General features: G+C 67.3%; 21 protein-coding genes and 1 tRNA gene. 13 read left to right on the top strand and 9 right to left on the bottom strand.

The window, feature by feature from the left end; translation table 11 throughout:
• Window positions 1-164 precede the first annotated feature (164 nt).
• The 5 genes from rplI to OXR60_RS08855 form a co-directional block, all read right to left on the bottom strand.
• The gene (gene rplI / locus OXR60_RS08875; RefSeq protein WP_267395516.1) at window positions 165-758 is read right to left on the bottom strand and encodes a 50S ribosomal protein L9; all 594 of its coding nucleotides are present in this window, start codon (window positions 756-758) and stop codon (window positions 165-167) included.
• Between the two features lie 12 nt (window positions 759-770).
• Window positions 771-995 carry a 30S ribosomal protein S18 gene (gene rpsR / locus OXR60_RS08870; protein WP_007403456.1) on the bottom strand — a complete coding sequence of 75 codons (225 nt, stop codon included), beginning with the start codon at window positions 993-995 and terminating at the stop codon, window positions 771-773.
• Window positions 995-1,426, bottom strand: a complete 432-nt coding sequence (rpsF, locus tag OXR60_RS08865; protein WP_267395515.1) for a 30S ribosomal protein S6 — start codon at window positions 1,424-1,426, stop codon at window positions 995-997. The genes rpsR and rpsF overlap by 1 nt, the downstream gene beginning before the upstream one ends.
• Window positions 1,427-1,604: 178 nt before the next feature.
• Entirely contained in the window at window positions 1,605-1,973 is a 369-nt protein-coding gene (locus OXR60_RS08860; protein ID WP_267395514.1) for an RcnB family protein, read from the bottom strand.
• A 158-nt stretch (window positions 1,974-2,131) separates the two neighbouring features.
• Window positions 2,132-2,620: a helix-turn-helix domain-containing protein gene (locus OXR60_RS08855; protein WP_267395513.1), complete on the bottom strand. Its 489-nt coding sequence runs from the start codon at window positions 2,618-2,620 to the stop codon at window positions 2,132-2,134.
• 59 nt (window positions 2,621-2,679) lie between these two features.
• On the opposite strand from OXR60_RS08855, the gene OXR60_RS08850 reads away from it, so the two are divergent.
• The 9 genes from OXR60_RS08850 (at window position 2,680) to OXR60_RS08810 (ending at window position 13,183) form a co-directional block, all read left to right on the top strand.
• Window positions 2,680-3,792 (top strand): branched-chain amino acid aminotransferase, encoded by a 1,113-nt coding sequence (locus OXR60_RS08850; protein ID WP_267395512.1) that lies wholly within the window; start codon window positions 2,680-2,682, stop codon window positions 3,790-3,792.
• Window positions 3,793-3,873: 81 nt separating this feature from the next.
• A tRNA-Gln gene (locus tag OXR60_RS08845) sits at window positions 3,874-3,948 on the top strand.
• 289 nt (window positions 3,949-4,237) lie between these two features.
• A complete protein-coding gene (locus OXR60_RS08840; protein WP_346015415.1) occupies window positions 4,238-5,245 on the top strand; it encodes a glycosyltransferase in 1,008 nt (335 codons plus the stop codon).
• A 2-nt stretch (window positions 5,246-5,247) separates the two neighbouring features.
• Entirely contained in the window at window positions 5,248-6,720 is a 1,473-nt protein-coding gene (locus OXR60_RS08835) for an oligosaccharide flippase family protein (protein WP_267395510.1), read from the top strand.
• A 10-nt stretch (window positions 6,721-6,730) separates the two neighbouring features.
• Window positions 6,731-7,540 carry a beta-1,6-N-acetylglucosaminyltransferase gene (locus OXR60_RS08830; protein ID WP_267395509.1) on the top strand — a complete coding sequence of 270 codons (810 nt, stop codon included), beginning with the start codon at window positions 6,731-6,733 and terminating at the stop codon, window positions 7,538-7,540.
• A gap of 160 nt (window positions 7,541-7,700) precedes the next feature.
• Window positions 7,701-11,051: a polysaccharide deacetylase family protein gene (locus tag OXR60_RS08825; RefSeq protein ID WP_267395508.1), complete on the top strand. Its 3,351-nt coding sequence runs from the start codon at window positions 7,701-7,703 to the stop codon at window positions 11,049-11,051.
• A gap of 113 nt (window positions 11,052-11,164) precedes the next feature.
• Window positions 11,165-11,893 (top strand): molybdate ABC transporter substrate-binding protein, encoded by a 729-nt coding sequence (modA, locus tag OXR60_RS08820; RefSeq protein ID WP_267395647.1) that lies wholly within the window; start codon window positions 11,165-11,167, stop codon window positions 11,891-11,893.
• An 8-nt stretch (window positions 11,894-11,901) separates the two neighbouring features.
• Entirely contained in the window at window positions 11,902-12,591 is a 690-nt protein-coding gene (gene modB, locus OXR60_RS08815; protein ID WP_267395507.1) for a molybdate ABC transporter permease subunit, read from the top strand.
• Entirely contained in the window at window positions 12,581-13,183 is a 603-nt protein-coding gene (locus OXR60_RS08810; protein ID WP_267395506.1) for an ATP-binding cassette domain-containing protein, read from the top strand. The genes modB and OXR60_RS08810 overlap by 11 nt, the downstream gene beginning before the upstream one ends.
• Before the next feature lie 12 nt (window positions 13,184-13,195).
• Here the strand turns inward: OXR60_RS08810 and OXR60_RS08805 are convergent, their stop codons facing one another.
• Window positions 13,196-14,557 (bottom strand): sugar porter family MFS transporter, encoded by a 1,362-nt coding sequence (locus tag OXR60_RS08805; protein WP_267395505.1) that lies wholly within the window; start codon window positions 14,555-14,557, stop codon window positions 13,196-13,198.
• Window positions 14,558-14,651: 94 nt separating this feature from the next.
• Between OXR60_RS08805 and xylB the strand changes: the two genes are divergently transcribed.
• On the top strand, window positions 14,652-16,094 hold the full coding sequence (gene xylB, locus OXR60_RS08800) for a xylulokinase (protein ID WP_267395504.1): 1,443 nt from the start codon (window positions 14,652-14,654) through the stop codon (window positions 16,092-16,094).
• A 70-nt stretch (window positions 16,095-16,164) separates the two neighbouring features.
• On the opposite strand, the gene rpsI is transcribed toward xylB, so the two are convergent.
• The 3 genes from rpsI to OXR60_RS08785 form a co-directional block, all read right to left on the bottom strand.
• Window positions 16,165-16,731 (bottom strand): 30S ribosomal protein S9, encoded by a 567-nt coding sequence (rpsI, locus tag OXR60_RS08795; RefSeq protein WP_267395503.1) that lies wholly within the window; start codon window positions 16,729-16,731, stop codon window positions 16,165-16,167.
• Complete coding sequence (gene rplM, locus OXR60_RS08790) at window positions 16,731-17,210, bottom strand: 50S ribosomal protein L13 (protein WP_267395502.1); 480 nt, start codon at window positions 17,208-17,210, stop codon at window positions 16,731-16,733. Before rplM ends, rpsI begins: the two co-directional genes overlap by 1 nt.
• 132 nt (window positions 17,211-17,342) lie before the next feature.
• Window positions 17,343-18,398, bottom strand: a complete 1,056-nt coding sequence (locus OXR60_RS08785; protein ID WP_267395501.1) for a COX15/CtaA family protein — start codon at window positions 18,396-18,398, stop codon at window positions 17,343-17,345.
• 179 nt (window positions 18,399-18,577) lie between these two features.
• Here OXR60_RS08785 and OXR60_RS08780 point away from each other — a divergent pair, with 179 nt between their 5' ends.
• From OXR60_RS08780 to OXR60_RS08770, 3 genes are all read left to right on the top strand, one after another.
• Complete coding sequence (locus OXR60_RS08780) at window positions 18,578-18,820, top strand: hypothetical protein (protein WP_267395500.1); 243 nt, start codon at window positions 18,578-18,580, stop codon at window positions 18,818-18,820.
• A gap of 40 nt (window positions 18,821-18,860) precedes the next feature.
• On the top strand, window positions 18,861-19,328 hold the full coding sequence (locus tag OXR60_RS08775; RefSeq protein WP_267395499.1) for a transcriptional repressor: 468 nt from the start codon (window positions 18,861-18,863) through the stop codon (window positions 19,326-19,328).
• Window positions 19,329-19,379: 51 nt separating this feature from the next.
• A partial coding sequence (locus OXR60_RS08770; protein WP_267395646.1) for a 1-deoxy-D-xylulose-5-phosphate synthase N-terminal domain-containing protein occupies window positions 19,380-19,524 on the top strand: 145 nt, incomplete at its 3' end.

Raw genomic sequence — 19,524 nt, 5'->3', positions numbered from 1 at the left:
TGAAGCAGCTCGTTCCGGTCATTCTCGCGCTCATCCCGCTTGCCGCGGTCGTCGGCGCCTGCGTGACCTGCCCGTGATCGGCTAGCCATCACAACCAACATAAGAAAAGGGCCGCCCAGATCAACTCCGGGCGGCCCTTTTCGTTGGCCGAAGCGGCGAGGGCGTCAGCCCTGCGCCGGCTCCTCATTGGCCTGGACCTCGGCGGTCGCACCGGGCTCGGCGTTGGGATCGTAATCCTCGACGAAACCGGCTTCGTCACGCTCGAACATCGAGGCCATGACATCGACGCCCGACGCCTGCATCTCGGCCTCTTCGGGCGAGCGCGCGACGTTGACCTTGACGGTCACCTGGACCTCCGGGTGCAGCGCCACACGGACTTCGTACAGGCCGATCGACTTGATCGGCTTGTCGAGGACCACCTGGCTCTTGGTCACCTTGTGGCCGTCGGCGACCAGCGCCTCGACCAGATCGCGCACCGCGACCGAGCCGTACAGCTGGCCGGTGTTCGATGCCTGGCGGATCAGGACGACGGTAGCGTCCTTGAAGCTGCCGGCATCCTTCTCGGCGTCGACGCGACGGGTCGCGTTGTCGGCCTCAATCCGCGCGCGGTTCGATTCGAACACCTTGCGGTTGGCGTCGTTGGAACGAAGCGCCTTCTTGTTCGGGAGCAGGAAGTTGCGGGCGTAGCCGTCCTTGACCTTCACCACGTCGCCGATGGCGCCGAGTTTCTCGACGCGCTCAAGCAGAATGACGTCCATGTATCGGACTCCTTACTTAACGACGTAGGGCAGCAGGCCCAGATGACGCGCACGCTTGATCGCTTGGGCGAGCTCGCGCTGCTTCTTGGCGCTCACCGAGGTGATGCGCGACGGGACGATCTTGCCACGCTCGGACACGAAGCCCTGGAGCAGCCGGACGTCCTTATAGTCGATCCGGGGCGCATCCTTGGCGCTGAACGGGCACGACTTGCGGCGGCGGAAAAACGGGCGAGCCATTATGCGGCCTCCTCTTCACGGTCACGACGGGGGCCACGATCGGGGCGGTCGCCACGAGGTGCGCCGTCACGGCCACCTTCACGGTCGCCACGACGCTCGCGATCACGCTCCTGCTTGCGCATCATCACCGTCGGGCCCTCTTCCAGCTCATCGACCTTGACGGTCATGTAGCGGATGATGTCCTCGTTGATCTGGGTCTGGCGCTCCAGCTCGGCGATAACGGCACCGGGTGCCTCGATCTCGAGCATGACGTAATGCGCCTTGCGGTTCTTGGCGATGCGATACGCCAGGCTGCGCAGGCCCCAGGTCTCGGTCTTAACGACGCGACCTTCATTGTCCTGCACGATCTTGGTGGCGGCTTCCGCCAGCGCGTCCACTTGCGCCTGTGCCAGATCCTGGCGCGCAAGGAACACGTGCTCGTAAAGAGCCATGCTGCTTCCTTTGTTGACCGATCGCTGACGGACGCCCCATGCGCCACGCCCCTCCGGCTGTCGTCTTCATCTGAATTGCGGCTTGAATGCAAAACAGCACAGGGGCGGAAAGCTGTCGCTTCCGCCCCGGCTGAGGGTCACATACCGATTTTGCCGGTAAACGCAAGGTGGTGTGGGGTCAGCGCAGCGCGCCGCTCAGCACCGCCCCGATCAGACCACTGGTTACCGCGATCAGCACCGCGTCGTTGCCCGACTGAACCCACTGATAGCCGCGCGGCGGGGCGTAGAGGTGGCGCCCGCGATACTGGCGGTAATCGATCTGGCGATAGTTGCTGGCATAGCGGCGGTCGAACCGTTCGCCCTTGCGCCAGTTGCCACGATGCTGGGCCTGGCTGACGGTGCGTTGGGTGACGACCGTATGGCCACGGCCGTCGTCACGCACCAGCGTCGTCTGGCGCTGCTGCAGCGGTGCGGCCTCCGCGGCAGAGACGGCGAGGGGGCTCGCCACCAGGGTCGCGGCAAGCGCGCTCAGGATCAGCTTTCTCATCGTGTCACTCCTTCAGGCTTCGACGCCATCATCGGCGTCGACACCTATCTAGGAGTCGATTGTCGCAGGCCCGTCCCAAGCGCGGTGACAAATGGTCACCAATTGTCGCATCGCCGACTGGTTCGTTCAGCTTTGCCGACCCGCCCGGTGCGCATCGATCAGGAGCGCAGGCCCAGCACCCGTGCCCGGTCGGAGTCCGGGATCATGCCCTCCAGCACCGCCCAATAGCCGGACACCGCCTCCTGGCCGGCGCTGGCATAAGCGGCGGACATCTTGACCCGTACCGCCTCGAATAGATCGGATTCCATCTGCGCACCCGCCGCGGTGAGCCGCAGCAAGCGCTGGCGGCGATCGCGCTCGCCGGGACGGGTTTCTACCAGATCGCGCTCGGTCAGCTCGTTGAGCACCCGGCCCAGCGATTGTTTGGTGATCGCGAGCAGCGACAGCAGTTCGCTCACCGTCAGGTCCGGCTTTCGCGCGATGAAATAGAGCGCGCGATGGTGGGCGCGGCCAAGTCCTTGCGCGGCAAGACCTTCGTCGACCGATCGGGTGAGATGGCTGTGGCCGAAATAAAGCAGCTCCATGCCGCGCCGAAGTTCGGGTTCGCGGAGAAACTGGGCGGAAGCGGAAGGTGCTGTGGCAGCCATGTTGACCGGTTTAGCCATCGGTCCTACGCGACGGCAAGCCCTGTTGCCGAGAGATACCAATGTCCACTGCCCCGATCGCCGCTGCCGATACGTCGCCGTTCCGCTTCGAGCCCTGCGCGACGCCGGTGGCCGCCAACGAGCGCAGCGCCCGGCTGGTGGACCCCGGCTTCGGTCGCGTGTTCACCGATCACATGGCGGTGATCCGCTACAGCGACGGCAGTGGCTGGCATGATGCCAAGGTCACCGCGCGCGCGCCGATCACGGTCGATCCCTCCACCGCGGTGCTTCATTACGCGCAGGAGATCTTCGAAGGGTTGAAAGCCTATCGCCTCGACGACGGCGGCACTGCCCTGTTCCGCGCCGATGCCAATGCCCGCCGCTTCCAGAGCTCGGCGCGCCGACTGGCGATGCCGGAACTTCCCGAGGAACTGTTCCTCGAATCCTGCCGCTTGCTGGTCGAGACCGAGCGGAACTGGATCCCCGAGATTGATGGCGGCGCGCTGTACCTGCGCCCGTTCATGTTCGCGAGCGAGGCGTTTCTCGGCGTGAAGCCGTCGTCCGACTATCTATACATGGTGATCGCCTCGTCGGTCGGCGCCTATTGGAAGGGTGGCGCACGCGCGGTGTCGATCTGGGTCAGCCAGGATTATACCCGTGCCGCCCCGGGGGGCACCGGCGCTGCGAAATGCGGCGGCAATTATGCCGCGAGCCTGCTCGCCCAGTCCGAGGCGATCCGCCAGGGCTGCGATCAGGTGGTGTTCCTTGACGCGGTCGAGCGCCGCTGGGTGGAGGAACTCGGCGGCATGAACGTGTTCTTCGTGTTTGACGACGGCTCACTGCTCACCCCGCCGCTGACCGGCACGATCCTGCCCGGCATCACCCGCGATTCGATCATCAGCATCGCCCGCGACCAGGGGATGACGGTGCGCGAGGAGCTGTATTCGATTGATCAATGGCGCACCGATGCGGCGAGCGGCCGGCTGATTGAGGCCTTCGCCTGCGGCACCGCCGCGGTGGTGACCCCGATCGGTGAGGTGGCGAGCCCCGAGGGCCGGTTCGCGATCGGCAGCGGCGGCACCGGGCAGATCACCCAGCGCATGCTCGACGCGCTCACCGCCATCCATCGCGGCCGTGCGCCGGACCCGCACGGCTGGCTGCAGCGGCTCGGCTGACGACCGCACGAGGGCAGCCGAAAAGCTTTATCGGCGGGGCTTTTCACGCCCGCAGACACGGCTATAAGGCCGCCTCCCTGGTGGGGCGTCGCCAAGTGGTAAGGCAGCGGCTTTTGGTGCCGCCATCCGCAGGTTCGAATCCTGCCGCCCCAGCCAAGCACATCATCATCGCGTAAATCACTCACTCGGCAGTCAAGCGGCTGCCGTTCGTGTTGCACATGCGGGCGTCCTGGGCTGGTCCCACCCCAAGACTTACGCTCTGGCGCTCTTCGCGAGCGATCTGATCCCTCCGCGAGTTGATCTTTAAAGCGCGGGATAAGAATGGGCCCAGTATTTACCATGGGGCTGGCAAGTACAGCCCCTTAAAACCACGAGAATAATAGCCGCTCCTAGTACATTACTTGTCGATCGCAAGACCGGACAGGTAAGCTGGGGGCACGGGGCGATGCGGCTGTCGGTGGTGATGAGTATCTACAATGATGCGCCGTTCGTCGACCGCGCCGTTACCAGCATTCTTAAGCAGACCTATCGCAACTTCGAGTTTATCATTATCAATGACGGCTCTACGGACGGCTCGACCGAGATATTGCGTCGTCTGGCAGCGACCGATCGCCGGATCAATTTGATTGAACAGGATAATCGCGGTCTCGTCGCCAGCCTCAACCGCGGCTTTGCGCTGGCGCGTGGCGATCTGGTCGCGCGGATGGATGGCGATGATGAATCCCTGCCGCAGCGCTTTGAGCGGCAGCTTGCCTTTTGGGATGCGCACCGCGACCATGGCGTGATCGGTGCCCAGACGGTCAATGTAGACGTGCACGGCAACATCATCCGTCTGACCAACCGCTATCCGCGCTCCTATGAGCAGTTCCTCGCCGCCATGGAGTCGCAACCGTTGATCAATCATCCGAGCGCGATGATCAGCAAGGTCGCGTTCGAGCGGGTCGGGGGTTATCGCGCGCTGTACCGGCATTGCGAGGATTACGATCTGTGGCTGCGCCTTTCCGAGGTCACCAAGCTGTGCAGCGTCGATGACATCCTCCATCGCTACCGGGTGAACCACGATCAGATCACGGTGCGCCACCTGCTCCAGGTCGCGATCGGCGCGGCGATCGCCTGGGAGGCCTATCTGGCGCGCCGGCAGGGCCGCCCGGATCCAACCGCGACCCTGCAGGCGCTCCCCGATGTCGATCAGCTCGACGAGCTCGACGCGCTCTTCGCGGCGCCCGATGTCGCGCGGCGGGTGCGCGCGCAGGTCGCGCCCAAGCTGCTCTATTCGCTGCCCGCGCTTGCCTCGGGCGGCGCCAAGCTGTTGACGCGTTACGTCGCCGACGGCGGCGATCGACAGCCCGTGCTGCGGACGATCGCGCGGCTGCTGCGCTACGGTCAGTTCCGGGGAGCGGGGCAACTCGCCGCCAGCTTGTCGCGCGCCTATCTGTCGTCGGCCGCGGGCTGATCGTGGGGGTACGGCAAGCCGCCTTATGGTCGGTGACCGGGCAGTGGCTCGTGTTCGCGGTGAATTTCGCAGTCAGCGTCGTGATCGCGCGCTATCTGCTGCCGCCCGCGGCGCTCGGCACCTTCTCGGTAGGCTTCGCCGCCGCGGCGATGGTCTCGACGCTGCAGGATTTCGGCCTCAGCCGCTATCTCGTGCGCTGCGACACGCTCACCGACCAGATGCTCAGCACCTGCACCACCATCACCCTGTGCGTCGGGGTGGCGATCTGCGCGGTCATTGCCGGTCTCAGCTGGCCGGTGGCCCGGTATTATGCCGATCCGGCGCTGATTCCGATCATGCTGCTGATCGCCGCCGCCTTCGTGCTGCTGCCGTTCAATACCGCGCCGATCGCGCTGCTCCAGCGCGCGGTCGACTATCGGACGCTGACGATCATCAACCTCGCCGCCGCTGGCGCCAATGGCGCGGTGTCGATACTCTTTGCTTGTTGGGGTTATGGCCCGGTCTCGCTGGCGCTGGGCTTCCTGGCGCAGCAGGGCGCCCGCGCGATCATCGCCGAACTGCTCGGGCCGCGCCGCATCCGCTTCGCGCTCTCGTTCAAGGGCGCGCGGCCGGTGGTCTCGTTCGGCTCGGGCACCACGGTGCTGGCGGTGAGCGGCGCGATCGGCACCCGCGCGCCGGACCTGATCATCGGCAGCGTGCTCGGCATGCATGCGGTGGGCTTGTTCGGCCGCGCGGCGGGGATGGTCGACGGGCTGCGCGTGCTGCTCGACGGCGGGATGTCATCCGTGTTCTTCAGCCATTTTGCGCAGATGATCCGCGAGAAGCGCGCATTGCGCGATGCGTATCTCGATCTGGTCGCCTGCTACGCCAGCGTCATGTGGCCGGCGATGCTGCTGCTATCACTGTTGGCGGAACCCCTGGTCACCTTGGTCTATGGGCCGGGCTGGGGAGCCGCCGCGCAGGCGCTGCGCTGGGTGGCGCTGAGCGAGATCCTGTTTTTCGCGCTGCCGCTGCACACCGAGGTGCCGCTGCTCGGCGGTCACCTCAAGGCATTGCTGGTGCGCAACCTGGTGGATACCGCGGTGGCGTTGCTGTGCCTCATCTGCCTGGTCCGTTTCGGGCTGGCGGCGGCCGCGGCCGCGCGGCTGGTCTATGCCGTCATCTGGTTCTTCATCTACCTCCGCCTGATCCAGCGGATCGTCGGGTTTTCGCTGCGGGCGCTGCTCGCCGTCCAGGCAAGGAGCGCGGCCTGCACGCTCGCGGCCTGTTTGCCGGTGGTAGCCCTGACCCGGGGCGGCGAGACGCTGACGGTGCCGACCGCCGCCGCGTCAGTCGTGACCGGCGGTAGCCTGTGGCTGGCGATGCTGGTCGTGCTGCGCCACCCGACATGGCGAGAACTGAAGCGGGTGGCCGACCATGCGTGGCGCCGCCGCCGCGGCGTTTCGCGACATGACCAACCAAGCTGTCCATGCTGAGGAGCGCCCGATGAAGATCGCCGCCCTGATCCGCGCCTATCATCGCCCCGAGCAACTGGCGCTGCTGCTCGACCGGCTCAGCGGTGAACTTTGGGCGCCATACGTCCATATCGATCGCAAGGCGGACATCCGGCCGTTCGACGCCTTGCGAGGCAAGGCGCTGTTCCTCGAGGACCGCGTACAGGTGAACTGGGGCGGAATGACCCAGGTTGAAGCTGCCATGCTGCTGCTGCGCTTCGCGCTGGGCAACCCGGCGACCACGCACTTCTACCTGATGAGCGGTCAATGCTATCCGGTGAAAACCGACGCTCAGATCCGTGCCCGGATCGCATCCTTGCCGGTCGGCACCGCCAATCTGATGGAGCGCATAGCCATGCCGGTGAGCCATAAGCCGCTGCAACGCTATACCAGGCGCTGGCTGCACGACGTGCAGAACCCGATCGCCTGGCGATTCCTGCGCCGGCTATTCCCGCTGCTGCCGGACCAGCCGCTGAACAAGCTGCGCGGGATCAAGCTATATGGCGGCAGCTGCTGGTGGCTGTTCGAGCGCGAGTCCGTGGAGAAGATGCTTGCCTTCCTCGAGCACAATCGATGGTTCTGGGGGCTCTTCCGCTACAGCGATTGCCCGGACGAGATGCTGCTCCATTCGCTGGTCGCGCCGCTCGGCATCCAGATCGGCGGTGACACGCCGACTGCCGACACCTGGATCCAGGGCAAGGCCCATCCGGAAACCGTGACCGAGGCGATGCATCTTGAGTTCGCGGCCGGTCCGGCGCTGTTCGGCCGCAAGTACGTGGACTACCATCCCGCGCTCAGCTGATCCCATCAGCAATCCACGGCGGAGGACCTCGGCTCTATGTCACCGCTACCGGTCGCCCGTGATCGCAAGGACTTGTGCGATCATGACAATGTTTTCATCATCCCGAGCTATCCGCGCCATAAGTGCAGAGGCAGGGCTGGGTGCCCGGGAGAGTTAATCGATGTCGCAGCGACCTATCTTCTACGATGCGAGTGGCCGGCGCAGGCGGCGATTCTCGGTGGGAGTTGGCGCGTTCGTGGCGTTGCTGGTGCTGTCGCTCGCAGTATTTGCCGTGTCGATCGGCGCGGTGCCGAGCGCGCCACTGCTGCCGGTCGAGCCTGAGCGCCCGGCGCTCCACAAGCTCCCGGCGCCGCATGGCATTCTCAGCCGCACCCGGCGTTCGCTCGATTATTACACCCGCCAGCTGTTCGGCGCCGGGGTCACCAAGACCAATGTCGCGGCCAACCCGCCGCTGGCGATCGCCTTCCACGCGCCATGGGATGATTCGAGCAACGCCAGCCTCGCCCGCCACATCAACCAGCTCGACTGGCTGATCCCCGGCTGGGTATCGGTGACGGGGCCGCAGCATCGGCTCACCGCCTTCCGTGACACCGCGGGCCGGGCAATCATCAATCGCGCGATCCACCGCCCCGTCGTCATCCCGATGATCCAAAATGCGATCAACGGCGGCTGGGACGGGGCCGGCACCGCTTCGCTGCTCGCCGATCCGCGGGCGCGCGGCGCGCTGCTCGACCGGCTGGTGTCGTGGCTCGCCGCCAATCACGCCGGCGGCGCCTTCTTTGACTTCGAGGATCTGCCCGCCAACGCTCAGGTCAATTACCGCACCTTCCTGGGCGAGGCACAGCGCCGCTTCGCGCCGCGTGGCTGGGTGGTGGCGATCGCGGCTCCCGTCGGCAACCCCGATTGGGATCTGCCGGCCTATGCGCGCGTGACCGACAAGATCTTCCTGATGGCGTATGATGAGCATGAGACGGGGGGGGAGGCGGGGCCGATCGCCTCGCAGCGTTGGTTCGAACGCACTGTTGCGAGCGCCGCGCGGGGCATTCCCGCGGCCAAATTGGTGGTCGCGGTGGGCTCCTATGCCTATGACTGGCATGGCGGCACCGGCGACCCGCTCGACGTCGAGGAAGCGTGGCAGGCGGCGCTGGATTCGGGCGCGATGCCGATGTTCGACCATGTCAGCGGCAACACCAGCTTCGCCTATCAGGAAGGCGCCACCCGCCACCAAGTGTGGCTGCTCGACGCCGCCAGTGCCTACAACCAGATCAACTTCCTCAAGCGCGCGGGCGTCGGCAGCGTCGCGCTGTGGCGGCTCGGCTCGGAGGATCCCGGCATTTGGGAGATCTTCGGCCGCGACCATCGCACCCTGCCGCCGCCATCGGCGATCAACGCCATTCCCGCCGGCACCAACGTCGACATCGAGGGCGCGGGCGAGATCCTCAAGATCGGCAGCGAGCCGGTCACCGGCGAGCGGCGCGCGATCGCCGGCCCGGGCGGGATGATCGGCGATGTCGCCTTCGATCGGCTCCCGTCATCCTATGTGGTCGAGCGCACCGGCTATCGGCCGCGGCAGATCGCGCTGACCTTCGACGACGGCCCCGACCCGCAGTGGACGCCGCAGATCCTCGACATCCTCAAGCGCGAGCATGTGCCCGCCACCTTCTTCATGATCGGCGAGAATGCGCTGACCCAGCGCCCGCTGTTGCAGCGGATGGTGATGGAAGGCCATGAGATCGGCAGCCACACCTATACCCATCCCAATCTCGCCAACGTCTCGCCGAGCCAGGTGCGGTTCGAGCTCAACGCCAACCAGCGCCTGTTCCAGGCGTTCACCGGCCGCTCGCTGCGCCTGTTCCGCGCGCCCTATTTCGGTGACGCCGAGCCGACCACCGCGGACGAAATCGTGCCCGCGCTCCAGGCGCAGCAGCGTGGTTACATCTCGGTCGGCCTTCACGTCGATCCGGGCGACTGGAAGCGGCCGGGCGTGCAGGCAATCATCGACGGGACGATCGCAGGCGTTGCCAGCGGCTCGCCCGAGCGCAGCGCCAACATCGTGCTGCTCCACGACGCGGGCGGCAATCGCGCGCAGACCGTCGCGGCGCTGCCGGTGATCATCGATCGCCTGCGGGCGATGGGCTATACGTTCGTGCCGGTGTCGACGCTCGCCGGCCTGTCGCGCGACGCCGCGATGCCGATGATCTCCGCCAGCGACCAGCTCGCCGCGCGTGCCGACCTTGCCCTGTTCACCACGCTCGGTGGGCTGGTGGTGGCGCTGCACTGGCTGTTCGGCATCGCGATCTCGATCGGCATCCTGCGCGCGCTGGCGCTATCGGCGCTGGCGCTGCTCCAGGCGCGGCGCGAGGGACGCACGGTGTTCCCAGCGATCGATCCCGAGCGGTTCGTGACGGTGATGATCCCCGCATTTAACGAGGAGCGCGTGATCGAACGCGCGGTGCGCGGCGTGCTCGCCTCCACCGAGGTGCAGATCGAGGTGATCGTGATCGACGACGGCTCCAAGGATGCGACCAGCAAGGTCGTGGCCGAGGCCTTCGCCGGCGACGACCGCGTCCGCCTGCTGACGCTGGAGAATGGCGGCAAGGCACGCGCCCTCAACCGCGGGCTCGAGCTCGCGCGTGGCGAGGTGGTGATCGCGCTCGACGCCGATACCCAGTTCGAGCCGACCACCATCGCCCGGCTGTCACGCTGGTTCAGCGATCCCGCGCTCGGCGCGATGGCGGGCAACGCCAAGGTCGGCAACCGCGTCAATCTGATCACCAAATGGCAAGCGCTGGAATATATCACCGCGCAGAATCTCGAGCGTCGCGCACTTGCCCGGCTCAACGCGATCACCGTGGTGCCTGGCGCGGTCGGCGCGTGGCGGCTGGCGGCGATCCGCTCGGTCGGCGGCTATCCCGACGACACGCTGGCCGAGGACCAGGATCTGACCATCGCGATCCAGCGCGCCGGCTGGAAGGTCAATTACGATCAATATGCGATCGCCTGGACCGAGGCGCCGGAGAGCTTCAAAAGCCTCGCCAAGCAGCGCTTCCGCTGGGCGTTCGGCACGCTGCAATGCCTGTGGAAGCATCGCAGCGCAATCGGCGGCAGCCACCCGCGCGGGCTCGGCTGGGTCGGCCTGCCGCAGGCGATCGTGTTCCAGATCGTGCTGGCGGCGATCTCGCCGATCATCGATCTCGCGCTGCTGGTCAGCTTCGCGCTGACCTGGCTGGCGGTGCAGGCGCATGGCTGGGCGCAGACCAGCCATGATGTCGAGACCATGTTGATCTACTGGCTGGTGTTCACCGCGATCGACCTGCTCGCCGCGACCATCGCCTTCGCGCTAGAGCGGCGCGAAAGGTGGCGGCTGCTGTGGCTGCTGATCCCGCAGCGGATCGGCTACCGGCAGGTGATGTATTATGTGGTTCTGAAGGCGATCGCCCAAGCGGTGCGCGGGCCGATGGTCGGCTGGGGCAAGCTGCAGCGGACGGGCAGGGTACAGGCGTCGCGCTAAGCCTGCCGCACGCACCCGGTAGCGTTTGTCGGCCGCCGCTCTATACCGCCGGATACAGCTAGACGGAGGCACAGGTGGTGAGACGGTTCGGCAGGGCATTCGGGATCTTGGCGATGCTGCTGCCGACGCTGGCTACGGCGCAGGCAGCGCGCCGCGCGCCGCTGGTGCTCGCCGCCGCCAGCCTCAAGGAATCGATGACCGCGGCGGCAGACGCCTGGGCGGCCAAGGGGCATGCCAAACCGGTGATCTCCTTTGCCGCCTCGTCGGCGCTGGCGCGCCAGGTGGAAGCGGGGGCATCAGCCGATCTGTTCGTCTCGGCCGACCAGGAATGGATGGAGGATCTCGCCGTCAAGCAGCTGATCGTCACCAGCACGCGGGTGACCTTCCTCGGCAACCAGCTGGTGGTGATCGCCGCCAAGAACAATGGGGTGCGTATCCCGCTGCGACCGCCGGCCGCGCTGGCGCGGGTGCTCGGCGCCGGGCCGCTGGCGATGGCGGACACGCCGGTGCCGGCGGGCAAATATGGCCAGGCGGCGCTCGAGAAGCTTGGCGTGTGGCCACAAGTGAGCCCCAAGGTGGTACGCGGCGACAGCGTCCGCGCCGCGCTCGCGCTGGTCGAGCGTGGCGCCGCGCCGCTCGGGATCGTCTATGCCACCGACGCCAAGGCGTCGCCCGCGGTGTGGATCGCCGGGGTGTTTCCCGAAAGCAGCCATCCGCCGATCACCTATCCGATCGCGCGGCTGAAGGCGTCGACCAACCCGGATGGCGAGGCGTTTCGCCGCTTCCTGCTGGGCGGCGAGGCCAAGGCGATCTTCCGCCGCTACGGCTTTACTGCGCGCTAGCGGCGAGCATGCTCTCGCCCGAGGAATGGGGCATCGTGCTGCTGTCGCTCAAGGTGGGCGGCGTGGCGATGCTGGTGACGCTGCCGATCGCCTTTGCGCTCGCCTGGTTGCTCGCCCGCGTCCGCTTTCCGGGCCGGTTGCTGGTCGATGCCGTGATCCACCTGCCGTTGGTGGTGCCCCCGGTGGTGACCGGCTGGGTGCTGCTGCTCGCCTTCGCGCCGTCGGGACCGCTCGGCGCGCCGCTCGAGCACTGGTTCGGCGTCTCGCTGCTGTTTCGCTGGACGGGCGCCGCGATTGCCGCCGGGGTGATGGCGCTGCCGTTAATGGTGCGGGCGATGCGGCTGTCGATTGAGGCGGTCGACCGGCGGCTGGAGAGCGCGGCGCGGACCTTGGGGGCGGGGCCGTGGCGGGTGTTCTGGACGATCACGCTGCCGCTCAGCGTGCCGGGGTTGCTCGCCGGCGTGGTGCTGGGCTTCGCGCGGTCGATCGGTGAATTCGGCGCGACGATCACCTTTGTCTCCAACGTACCGGGCGAAACCCAGACCTTGCCGCTCGCCATCTATTCGGCGCTCCAGCAGCCCGGCGGTGACGCCACGGTCTGGCGGCTGTCGGCGATCTCGGTGGTCCTCAGCCTGGTGGCGCTGGTCGCCTCCGAGTTACTGGCGCGGCGCAGCGCGCGGGGCTTTCATGTCCTTTGACGTCGTGGTCGGCAAACGGCTGGGCGATGCCGAGGTGGCGCTACGGCTGGATGCCGGCGCCGGGCTCACGGTGCTGTTCGGGCCATCGGGCGTCGGCAAGACCACCGTGCTCAACATGGTTGCCGGGCTGCTGCGGCCGGACCGCGGGCGGGTGGTGGTCGCGGGGCGGGTGCTGTTCGACAGCGAGGCCGGGATCGACGTGCCGGTGGAGCAGCGCCGCGTCGGCTATGTGTTTCAGGACCCACGGCTGTTCCCGCATCGCCGGGTGCGCGACAATCTCCGCTACGGTGCCGCCGGCCTCGCCCTGCCGAACGCGACCACGGCGATGCTGGGGATCGATCATCTGCTCGATCGTTGGCCGCGGACGCTGTCTGGCGGTGAGGCGCGGCGGGTGGCGATCGGGCGGGCGCTGCTGAGCGATCCCGCCTTCCTGCTGCTCGACGAGCCGCTGTCGTCGCTCGATCGGCCACGCCGCGAGGAGATCATGGCCGCGATCGAGCGGGTGCGCGACGAGATCGGCCTGCCGATCCTGATGGTGACCCACGACCCGGGCGAGGCGGAGCGGCTCGCCACCCGGATCGTCACGCTCTGATCACACCGCCTGTCAGTCAGCGCCGAGGCCGAGCTGCGCGCGCATCTTCTCCAGCGGCACGCCCTTGGTCTCGGGGAAATAGGCCCAGACCACGACGAACTGCAGCGCCATCATCACCGCGAAGAAGATGAAGGGCAGGCCCGCCGAAATCGCGGCGATCGGCGGGAAGGCCGCGGCGATGATCGCGTTGAGCCCCCAATGGGTGCTCGCGCCGATCGCGCTGCCGCGCGAGCGCACCTGGGTGGGGAACACTTCCGAGATGTAGACCCAGATCACTGCGCCGGTGCTCGGCGCGAAGAAGGCGATGAAGCCGATCAGCGCCGGCAGCAGCACCCAGGACGGCAGGGTGCCGAGCAGCGACAGCCCGCCGACGAACAGGCAGGCGGCCATGCCGATGCTGCCGATCATCAGCAATGTGCGCCGGCCGAGCCGATCGATCAGCAGCATGCCGACGAAGGTGAAGACGCCGTTGACGATGCCGATGATGATCGCCTGCACATCGGGCGACAGCGCGCTCGACGAGCGGCCGAAGATGTCGTTGAGATAATAGAGGAAGGCGTTGATCCCGGAGAGCTGGTTGAACCCGGCGACCAGCATCGCGAGCATGATCGGCTTGCGGTGGCGGCGCCATGACAGCCGCTCGCTGCCCGACGGCTGTTCGGCAAGACCGCTGTTGATGTCGGCGATCTCGGCGTCGACCGTCGCGCCGTCCATGCCGATCCGGCCGAGCGACTGGCGCGCCTCGGCCTCCTGGCCGCGCATGATCAACCAGCGCGGCGAATTGGGAATGCGGAACAACAGGCCGAGGAAAACCAGCGCCGGCACCGCGGCGATGCCGAGCTTCCAGCGCCAGGCGATCTCGCCAGGCTCGACCGCGGCGATGATCGCGTTGGAAACGTAGGCGAGTAAGATGCCGAAGATGACCATGAACTGGAAGGCGGCGACCAGCTGCCCGCGCCGCGCCGGCGGCGAGATCTCCGAGATATAGACCGGTGCCAGCACCGACGAGCCACCGACTGCGAGCCCGGCGATGACCCGGAAGAACACCAGCGAGCCCCAGTCCCACGCGAATGCGCAGCCGATCCCGCCGACGACGTAGAACAAAGCGAGGATGCGCAGGGTGTTGCGGCTGCCGTAGCGATCACCGGGAATGCCGGCGAACAGCGCGCCCGCGAGCGTGCCCCACAAGGCGGCCGAGACGGTGATCCCGAGCCATGCCGGCGTCAGCGCATATTCTCGGGTGAGCGCCTCGGTGACACCGGAGATCACCGCCGTGTCGAAGCCGAACAGCAGCCCGGCGAGCGCGGCGGTGGCAATGCAGGCGATCAGGCCGGCGTTGAGCAGGGTCGGCTCGCGGGTGGGGATCGTCGCCAAGGAACGCCTTTCAGTGATGTCGGCACCCTTACGCCCGATGGCGGGTTGTGGTTCAAGCCCCAAAACCACGCCTGCCTGCGAAGGAACCGCGCTCATGTATCTCGGCATCGATCTCGGCACGTCGGGGGTGAAGGTGGTGGTGACCGATAGCGTCGACGCGGTGATCGCCCAGGCGAGCGCCCCGCTCACGGTGTCGCGGCCGCAGCCGATGTGGTCGGAGCAGGACCCGGCCGATTGGTGGCGCGCGGTCGATGCGGCGGTGTTGCAGATCGATCCGGCGCTGCGCCGGCAGGTGCGCGGCATCGGCCTGTCCGGGCAGATGCACGGCGCGGTGCTGCTCGATACCGCCGACGCGGTGCTCCGCCCGGCGATCCTGTGGAACGACGGTCGCGCCCAGCCGCAATGCGCCGAGCTCGAGCGGATCGAGCCGCGGGTCGCTGCGATCACCGGCAATCCGGTATTGGCCGGGTTCACCGCGCCCAAATTATTGTGGGTTCGCGAGCAGGAGCCGGCGGTCTTCGCAGCGACTAGGCGCGTGCTGCTGCCCAAGGACTATCTGCGGCTGCTGATGACCGGCTCGTGCTGGTCCGACATGTCGGACGCCAGCGGCACCTTGTGGCTCGATGTCGGCGCGCGGCGCTGGTCGGGCGCGATGCTGGCGGCGTGCGGCCTCGACGAGGCGATGATGCCGGGGCTGGGTGAGGGCAGCGCCGCCTCCGCCGCGTTGCGCGCCGAGGTGGCGACCGCCTGGGGCATGGCACGGGTGCCGGTCGCCGGCGGTGGCGGCGACAATGCCGCCGGTGCAGTCGGCCTCGGCGTCACCGATCCAGGCGACGCGTTCCTGTCGCTCGGTACTTCGGGGGTGATCTTTGTGGTGACGGACGGCTTCCGGCCGGCGCCCGACCGCGCGGTGCACGCCTTTGCCCATGCCGTGCCGGAGCGCTGGCATCGCATGTCGGTGATGCTCAGCGCCGCCTCGGCGCTCGACTGGGCGACCCGGCTGCTCGGCCTCGCCGACGTCGGCAGCCTGCTCGATCTCGCCGCCACGGCGGACCGGCGCGGTGTGCCGGTGTTCCTGCCCTATCTGTCGGGCGAGCGGACGCCGCACGCGGATCCGGGCGCGACCGCGGCCTTGGCCGGCATGACCGGCGATACCGGGCCGGCCGAGATCGCCCAGGCGGCGATGGAAGGCGTCGCCATGGGGTTGCGCGACGGCCTGGATGCGCTGACCTCCGCCGGCGTCGAGATCGGCCCGCTGGCGATGGCGGGCGGCGGTGCGCGCTCGACCAGCTGGGGACGGATCATCGCCGCCGCGCTCGACCGGCCGCTGATCTGGCGCGCGGGCGGCACCGTCGGGCCAGCATTGGGTGCGGCGCGGCTGGGGCGGGTGGCGGCGGGCGATAGCGATGTCGCCGGCTTGTCGGTCGCCCCCGCCGTGACGGCATCGGTCGAGCCCGACGCGTCGCTTGCGGCGGCGATGGCGGAGCGGCAGCACCGCTTTCGCCGGCTTTACCCGCTGGCGCAGCGGGGCGGTTGAGCGCGGCGCATACGAAAGGGGCGGCCCGTTGCCGGACCGCCCCCTCGATACGCACAATTGACCGAAGAGCTTAGCGCTTCGAGAACTGGAAGCTGCGGCGTGCCTTGGCGCGGCCGTACTTCTTGCGCTCGACGGTGCGGCTGTCACGGGTGAGGAAGCCGGCGGCCTTGACGGGCGCGCGCAGGATCGGCTCGTACTTGGTCAGCGCCTGGCTGATGCCGTGCTTGACCGCGCCGGCCTGGCCCGAGAGCCCGCCGCCCTTGACGGTGCAGATCACGTCATACTGGCCGTCGCGCTCGGTGATGCCGAACACCTGGTTGATGACGAGACGCAGCGTCGGCCGCGCGAAATAGACCTCCTGGTCACGACCGTTGATCGTGATCTTGCCCGAGCCGGGCTTGAGCCAGACGCGGGCGACGGCATCCTTGCGGCGACCGGTCGCATAGGCGCGGCCCAGCTTGTCGAGCTCCTGCTCGCGCAGCGGCATCGTCGGCGCGGCGGGCTCCTCGATGCGGCCGGCCATGTAATCCTCGGCCTTGGCATCGGCGGTGTCGACATTGGCGGTCGGCGCAGCAGCCGGCGCCGGCTGGTTCGTCAGGTTCGCGAGATCGGCGAGGGACTGGCGGTTGTCGGTCATTATGCGCCCACCTTGTTCTTGCGGTTCATGCCCGCGATATCGAGGACCTCGGGGTTCTGGGCTTCGTGCGGATGCTCAGTGCCCTTGAAGATGCGCAGGTTGCGCATCTGCTCGCGACCCAGCGGCCCGCGCGGGATCATGCGCTCGACGGCCTTCTCGAGCACGCGCTCGGGGAAGCGGCCTTCCAGCACCTTGGCAGCGGTGATGCCCTTGATGCCGCCGGCATAGCCGGTGTGCTTGTAATAGATCTTCTTCTCAGCCTTGTTGCTGGTGAAGCGGATCTTGTCGGCATTGATGACGATGACATTGTCACCGCAATCGACGTGCGGGGTGAAGCTCGTCTTGTGCTTGCCGCGGAGCACGTTGGCGATGATCGACGCAGCGCGACCAACTACCAGATCCTCGGCATCGACAATATGCCACTTCTTCTCCACCTCAGCCGGCTTCACCGACTTGGTGGTCTTCATCAGCGCCTTCATGGCAGACCTTTCGCGTTCAAAATGCAGCGCGCCGCCCGATGACAGGCAGCGCGATTGAGGCGGCTAGTGATGGAAGGGCCCGGAAAAGTCAAGCAAAGCGCGGCTTTGCTGACGGGTAAAATGATACCTTAGCTATTCCGGGCGCGGCGACGCGGCGGTGCCGCGGCTCACCGCGTGAGCGGCGACCACCGTCGCGATCAGCAGCAATGCCGCATTGGCCTGGTGCGCCACCGCGACATGGATGTTCACCCCGGTCATCAGCGTCGCGATGCCGAGGATGATCTGCAGCGTCACCAGCGCGACAACGACGAAGCCGGCGCGCGACCGGCAGGCGGTGGCGCGCACCGCCAGCCAGGTGAGGCCGGCCGCGGTGACCATCGCCCACCAGCGGTGGATGAATTGCACCACCACCGGATTGTCGATGGCGTTGCGCCATGCCGGGTCGACCATCGGCGTGCCCGCCGGGAACAGCGTGTCGCCCATCAACGGCCAGCTTGCAAAGGCATAGCCGGCATCGAGCCCGGCGGTGAAGGCGCCATAGAGCAATTGCACCACCAGCAGCGCCAGCGCGATCACCGCGACCGGGGCAGGCCGGGCCGGGACAGCCAGCGGATCGCGCGCCAGCGCGAGCAGGTCGAGCGCGGTCCACACCATGCCGGCAAGGATGGTCAGCGCGGTGAGCAGGTGGACGGCGAGGCGGATGTGGCTGACGTCAGTGCGCACCGACAGGCCCGACGCGACCATCCACCAACCGATCGCGCCCTGCAGCCCGCCGAGCGCGAGCAGCGCACACAATCGCCAGCCATAGCCGGCGGGGATGCGCTTACGCACCGCGAACCAGATCAGCGGCAGCGCAAAGGCGAGCCCGATCGCGCGGCCGACGAGGCGATGGAGATATTCCCAGAAGAAGATCGCCTTGAACCCCGCCAGGGTCATGCCCTGGTTGAACGCGGCATATTCGGGGATGCGGCGGTAATTGGCGAACTCCGCCTGCCATTGCGCATCGTTGAGCGGCGGAATGATCCCGCTGATCGGCTTCCACTCGGTGATCGACAGGCCCGATTCGGTGAGGCGGGTAATCCCGCCGATCACCACCATCGCCACGATCAGCCCGGCCATCAGGAACAGCCAGGTGGCGATCGCACGCGGACGCGCGGGTGACAGGAAGGCGGCGCTGGGCTGGAGCATCCCGCGCAGGTACTCCAGCGCGTCGGGCGCGCCAAGCCGTAGATGGCCGTTCCGGACCGCTGCGCTCGCTTGGTTAACGGCGGCGAGAATGGTTTCAATCGCCGGCATGATCTAGATCAGCCCTTAACGGCATAGTCTCCGGAAGGTGAACGGACCACGTGGGCCATCGAATTCGGATCATGTCGACGGCGATGCGCCGGCGCTACGGTGCCGGTGATCTCGCGGCGATCACCGCGATGATCGACTACGCACGCGATCGCCAGCGCTGGGACAAGATGGTGTTCTGGAGCAAGGTGCTGTGCCGCAACCGGATGTACGCGGTCGGCCTCGCGGCGATCGAGGCCGCGCCACGCCAGGGGTGGGTGGAAACCACCTATGACGAGGCCAAGGCCTGGCGGGCACGACGCAGGGCCGGTGGCTGATCGGCTTGCCGCGACGGGTGCGACGCCCTAGATTTACGGCATGGCCGCGCATGCTCACCATCATCATTACGAGCCGCAAGGCGACGATCTCACCCGCGCGGCACAGGCGACGCTGGAGCGCGCCGGCGAGCAATGGACCCAGATGCGCGCTAGCGTATTCGGTGCGCTCGCGGCGTTCGAGAAGCCGGCGAGCGCCTATGACATCGCCGAGGCGGTGTCGCGCCACGAGGGGCGCCGAGTCGCCGCGAACAGCGTCTATCGCATCCTCGATGTGTTCGTCGCCGCGAACCTGGCGCGGCGGGTGGAAAGCGCCAATGCCTATATCGTCAACGCCCACCCCGATTGCCTCCACGATTGCATCTTCCTGGTCTGCGACAGCTGCGGGCAGACGGTGCATCTCGACAATGACATCATCACCAAGGGCGTGCGGAACGCCGCCCAGGCCGCGGGCTTCTCACCGGTGCGCCCGGTGATCGAAGTGCGTGGTATCTGTGCGAATTGCAGCTGAAGCGAATTCGTAACAATCGACACTAGCGCTGCGAAGGCGTAGGTTGGATCGATGGCCCATGTTCCCGACACGCCGTTGCTCGATACCATCGACACGCCCGCCGACCTCCGCCGCCTCGAGTCGCAGCAGCTCCGCCAATTAGCCGACGAGCTGCGTGCCGAGACGATCTCGGCGGTAGGCAGCACCGGCGGGCATT

Origin of the sequence: Sphingomonas sp. GC_Shp_5 (genome assembly GCF_026540855.1) — a bacterium.
Lineage (GTDB): Bacteria > Pseudomonadota > Alphaproteobacteria > Sphingomonadales > Sphingomonadaceae > Sphingomonas.
This window is presented reverse-complemented; position numbering and strand designations above follow the sequence as displayed.

What these genes read in the sequence shown, in the direction of transcription:
- rplI (WP_267395516.1), bottom strand. Translation starts at nt 758, where the DNA reads ATGGACGTCATTCTGCTTGAGCGCGTCGAGAAACTCGGCGCCATCGGC.
- rpsR (WP_007403456.1), bottom strand. Translation starts at nt 995, where the DNA reads ATGGCTCGCCCGTTTTTCCGCCGCCGCAAGTCGTGCCCGTTCAGCGCC.
- rpsF (WP_267395515.1), bottom strand. Translation starts at nt 1,426, where the DNA reads ATGGCTCTTTACGAGCACGTGTTCCTTGCGCGCCAGGATCTGGCACAG.
- OXR60_RS08860 (WP_267395514.1), bottom strand. Translation starts at nt 1,973, where the DNA reads ATGAGAAAGCTGATCCTGAGCGCGCTTGCCGCGACCCTGGTGGCGAGC.
- OXR60_RS08855 (WP_267395513.1), bottom strand. Translation starts at nt 2,620, where the DNA reads ATGGCTGCCACAGCACCTTCCGCTTCCGCCCAGTTTCTCCGCGAACCC.
- OXR60_RS08850 (WP_267395512.1), top strand. Translation starts at nt 2,680, where the DNA reads ATGTCCACTGCCCCGATCGCCGCTGCCGATACGTCGCCGTTCCGCTTC.
- OXR60_RS08840 (WP_346015415.1), top strand. Translation starts at nt 4,238, where the DNA reads ATGCGGCTGTCGGTGGTGATGAGTATCTACAATGATGCGCCGTTCGTC.
- OXR60_RS08830 (WP_267395509.1), top strand. Translation starts at nt 6,731, where the DNA reads ATGAAGATCGCCGCCCTGATCCGCGCCTATCATCGCCCCGAGCAACTG.
- OXR60_RS08825 (WP_267395508.1), top strand. Translation starts at nt 7,701, where the DNA reads ATGTCGCAGCGACCTATCTTCTACGATGCGAGTGGCCGGCGCAGGCGG.
- modA (WP_267395647.1), top strand. Translation starts at nt 11,165, where the DNA reads ATGCTGCTGCCGACGCTGGCTACGGCGCAGGCAGCGCGCCGCGCGCCG.
- modB (WP_267395507.1), top strand. Translation starts at nt 11,902, where the DNA reads ATGCTCTCGCCCGAGGAATGGGGCATCGTGCTGCTGTCGCTCAAGGTG.
- OXR60_RS08810 (WP_267395506.1), top strand. Translation starts at nt 12,581, where the DNA reads ATGTCCTTTGACGTCGTGGTCGGCAAACGGCTGGGCGATGCCGAGGTG.
- xylB (WP_267395504.1), top strand. Translation starts at nt 14,652, where the DNA reads ATGTATCTCGGCATCGATCTCGGCACGTCGGGGGTGAAGGTGGTGGTG.
- rpsI (WP_267395503.1), bottom strand. Translation starts at nt 16,731, where the DNA reads ATGACCGACAACCGCCAGTCCCTCGCCGATCTCGCGAACCTGACGAAC.
- rplM (WP_267395502.1), bottom strand. Translation starts at nt 17,210, where the DNA reads ATGAAGGCGCTGATGAAGACCACCAAGTCGGTGAAGCCGGCTGAGGTG.
- OXR60_RS08785 (WP_267395501.1), bottom strand. Translation starts at nt 18,398, where the DNA reads ATGCTCCAGCCCAGCGCCGCCTTCCTGTCACCCGCGCGTCCGCGTGCG.
- OXR60_RS08780 (WP_267395500.1), top strand. Translation starts at nt 18,578, where the DNA reads ATGTCGACGGCGATGCGCCGGCGCTACGGTGCCGGTGATCTCGCGGCG.
- OXR60_RS08775 (WP_267395499.1), top strand. Translation starts at nt 18,861, where the DNA reads ATGGCCGCGCATGCTCACCATCATCATTACGAGCCGCAAGGCGACGAT.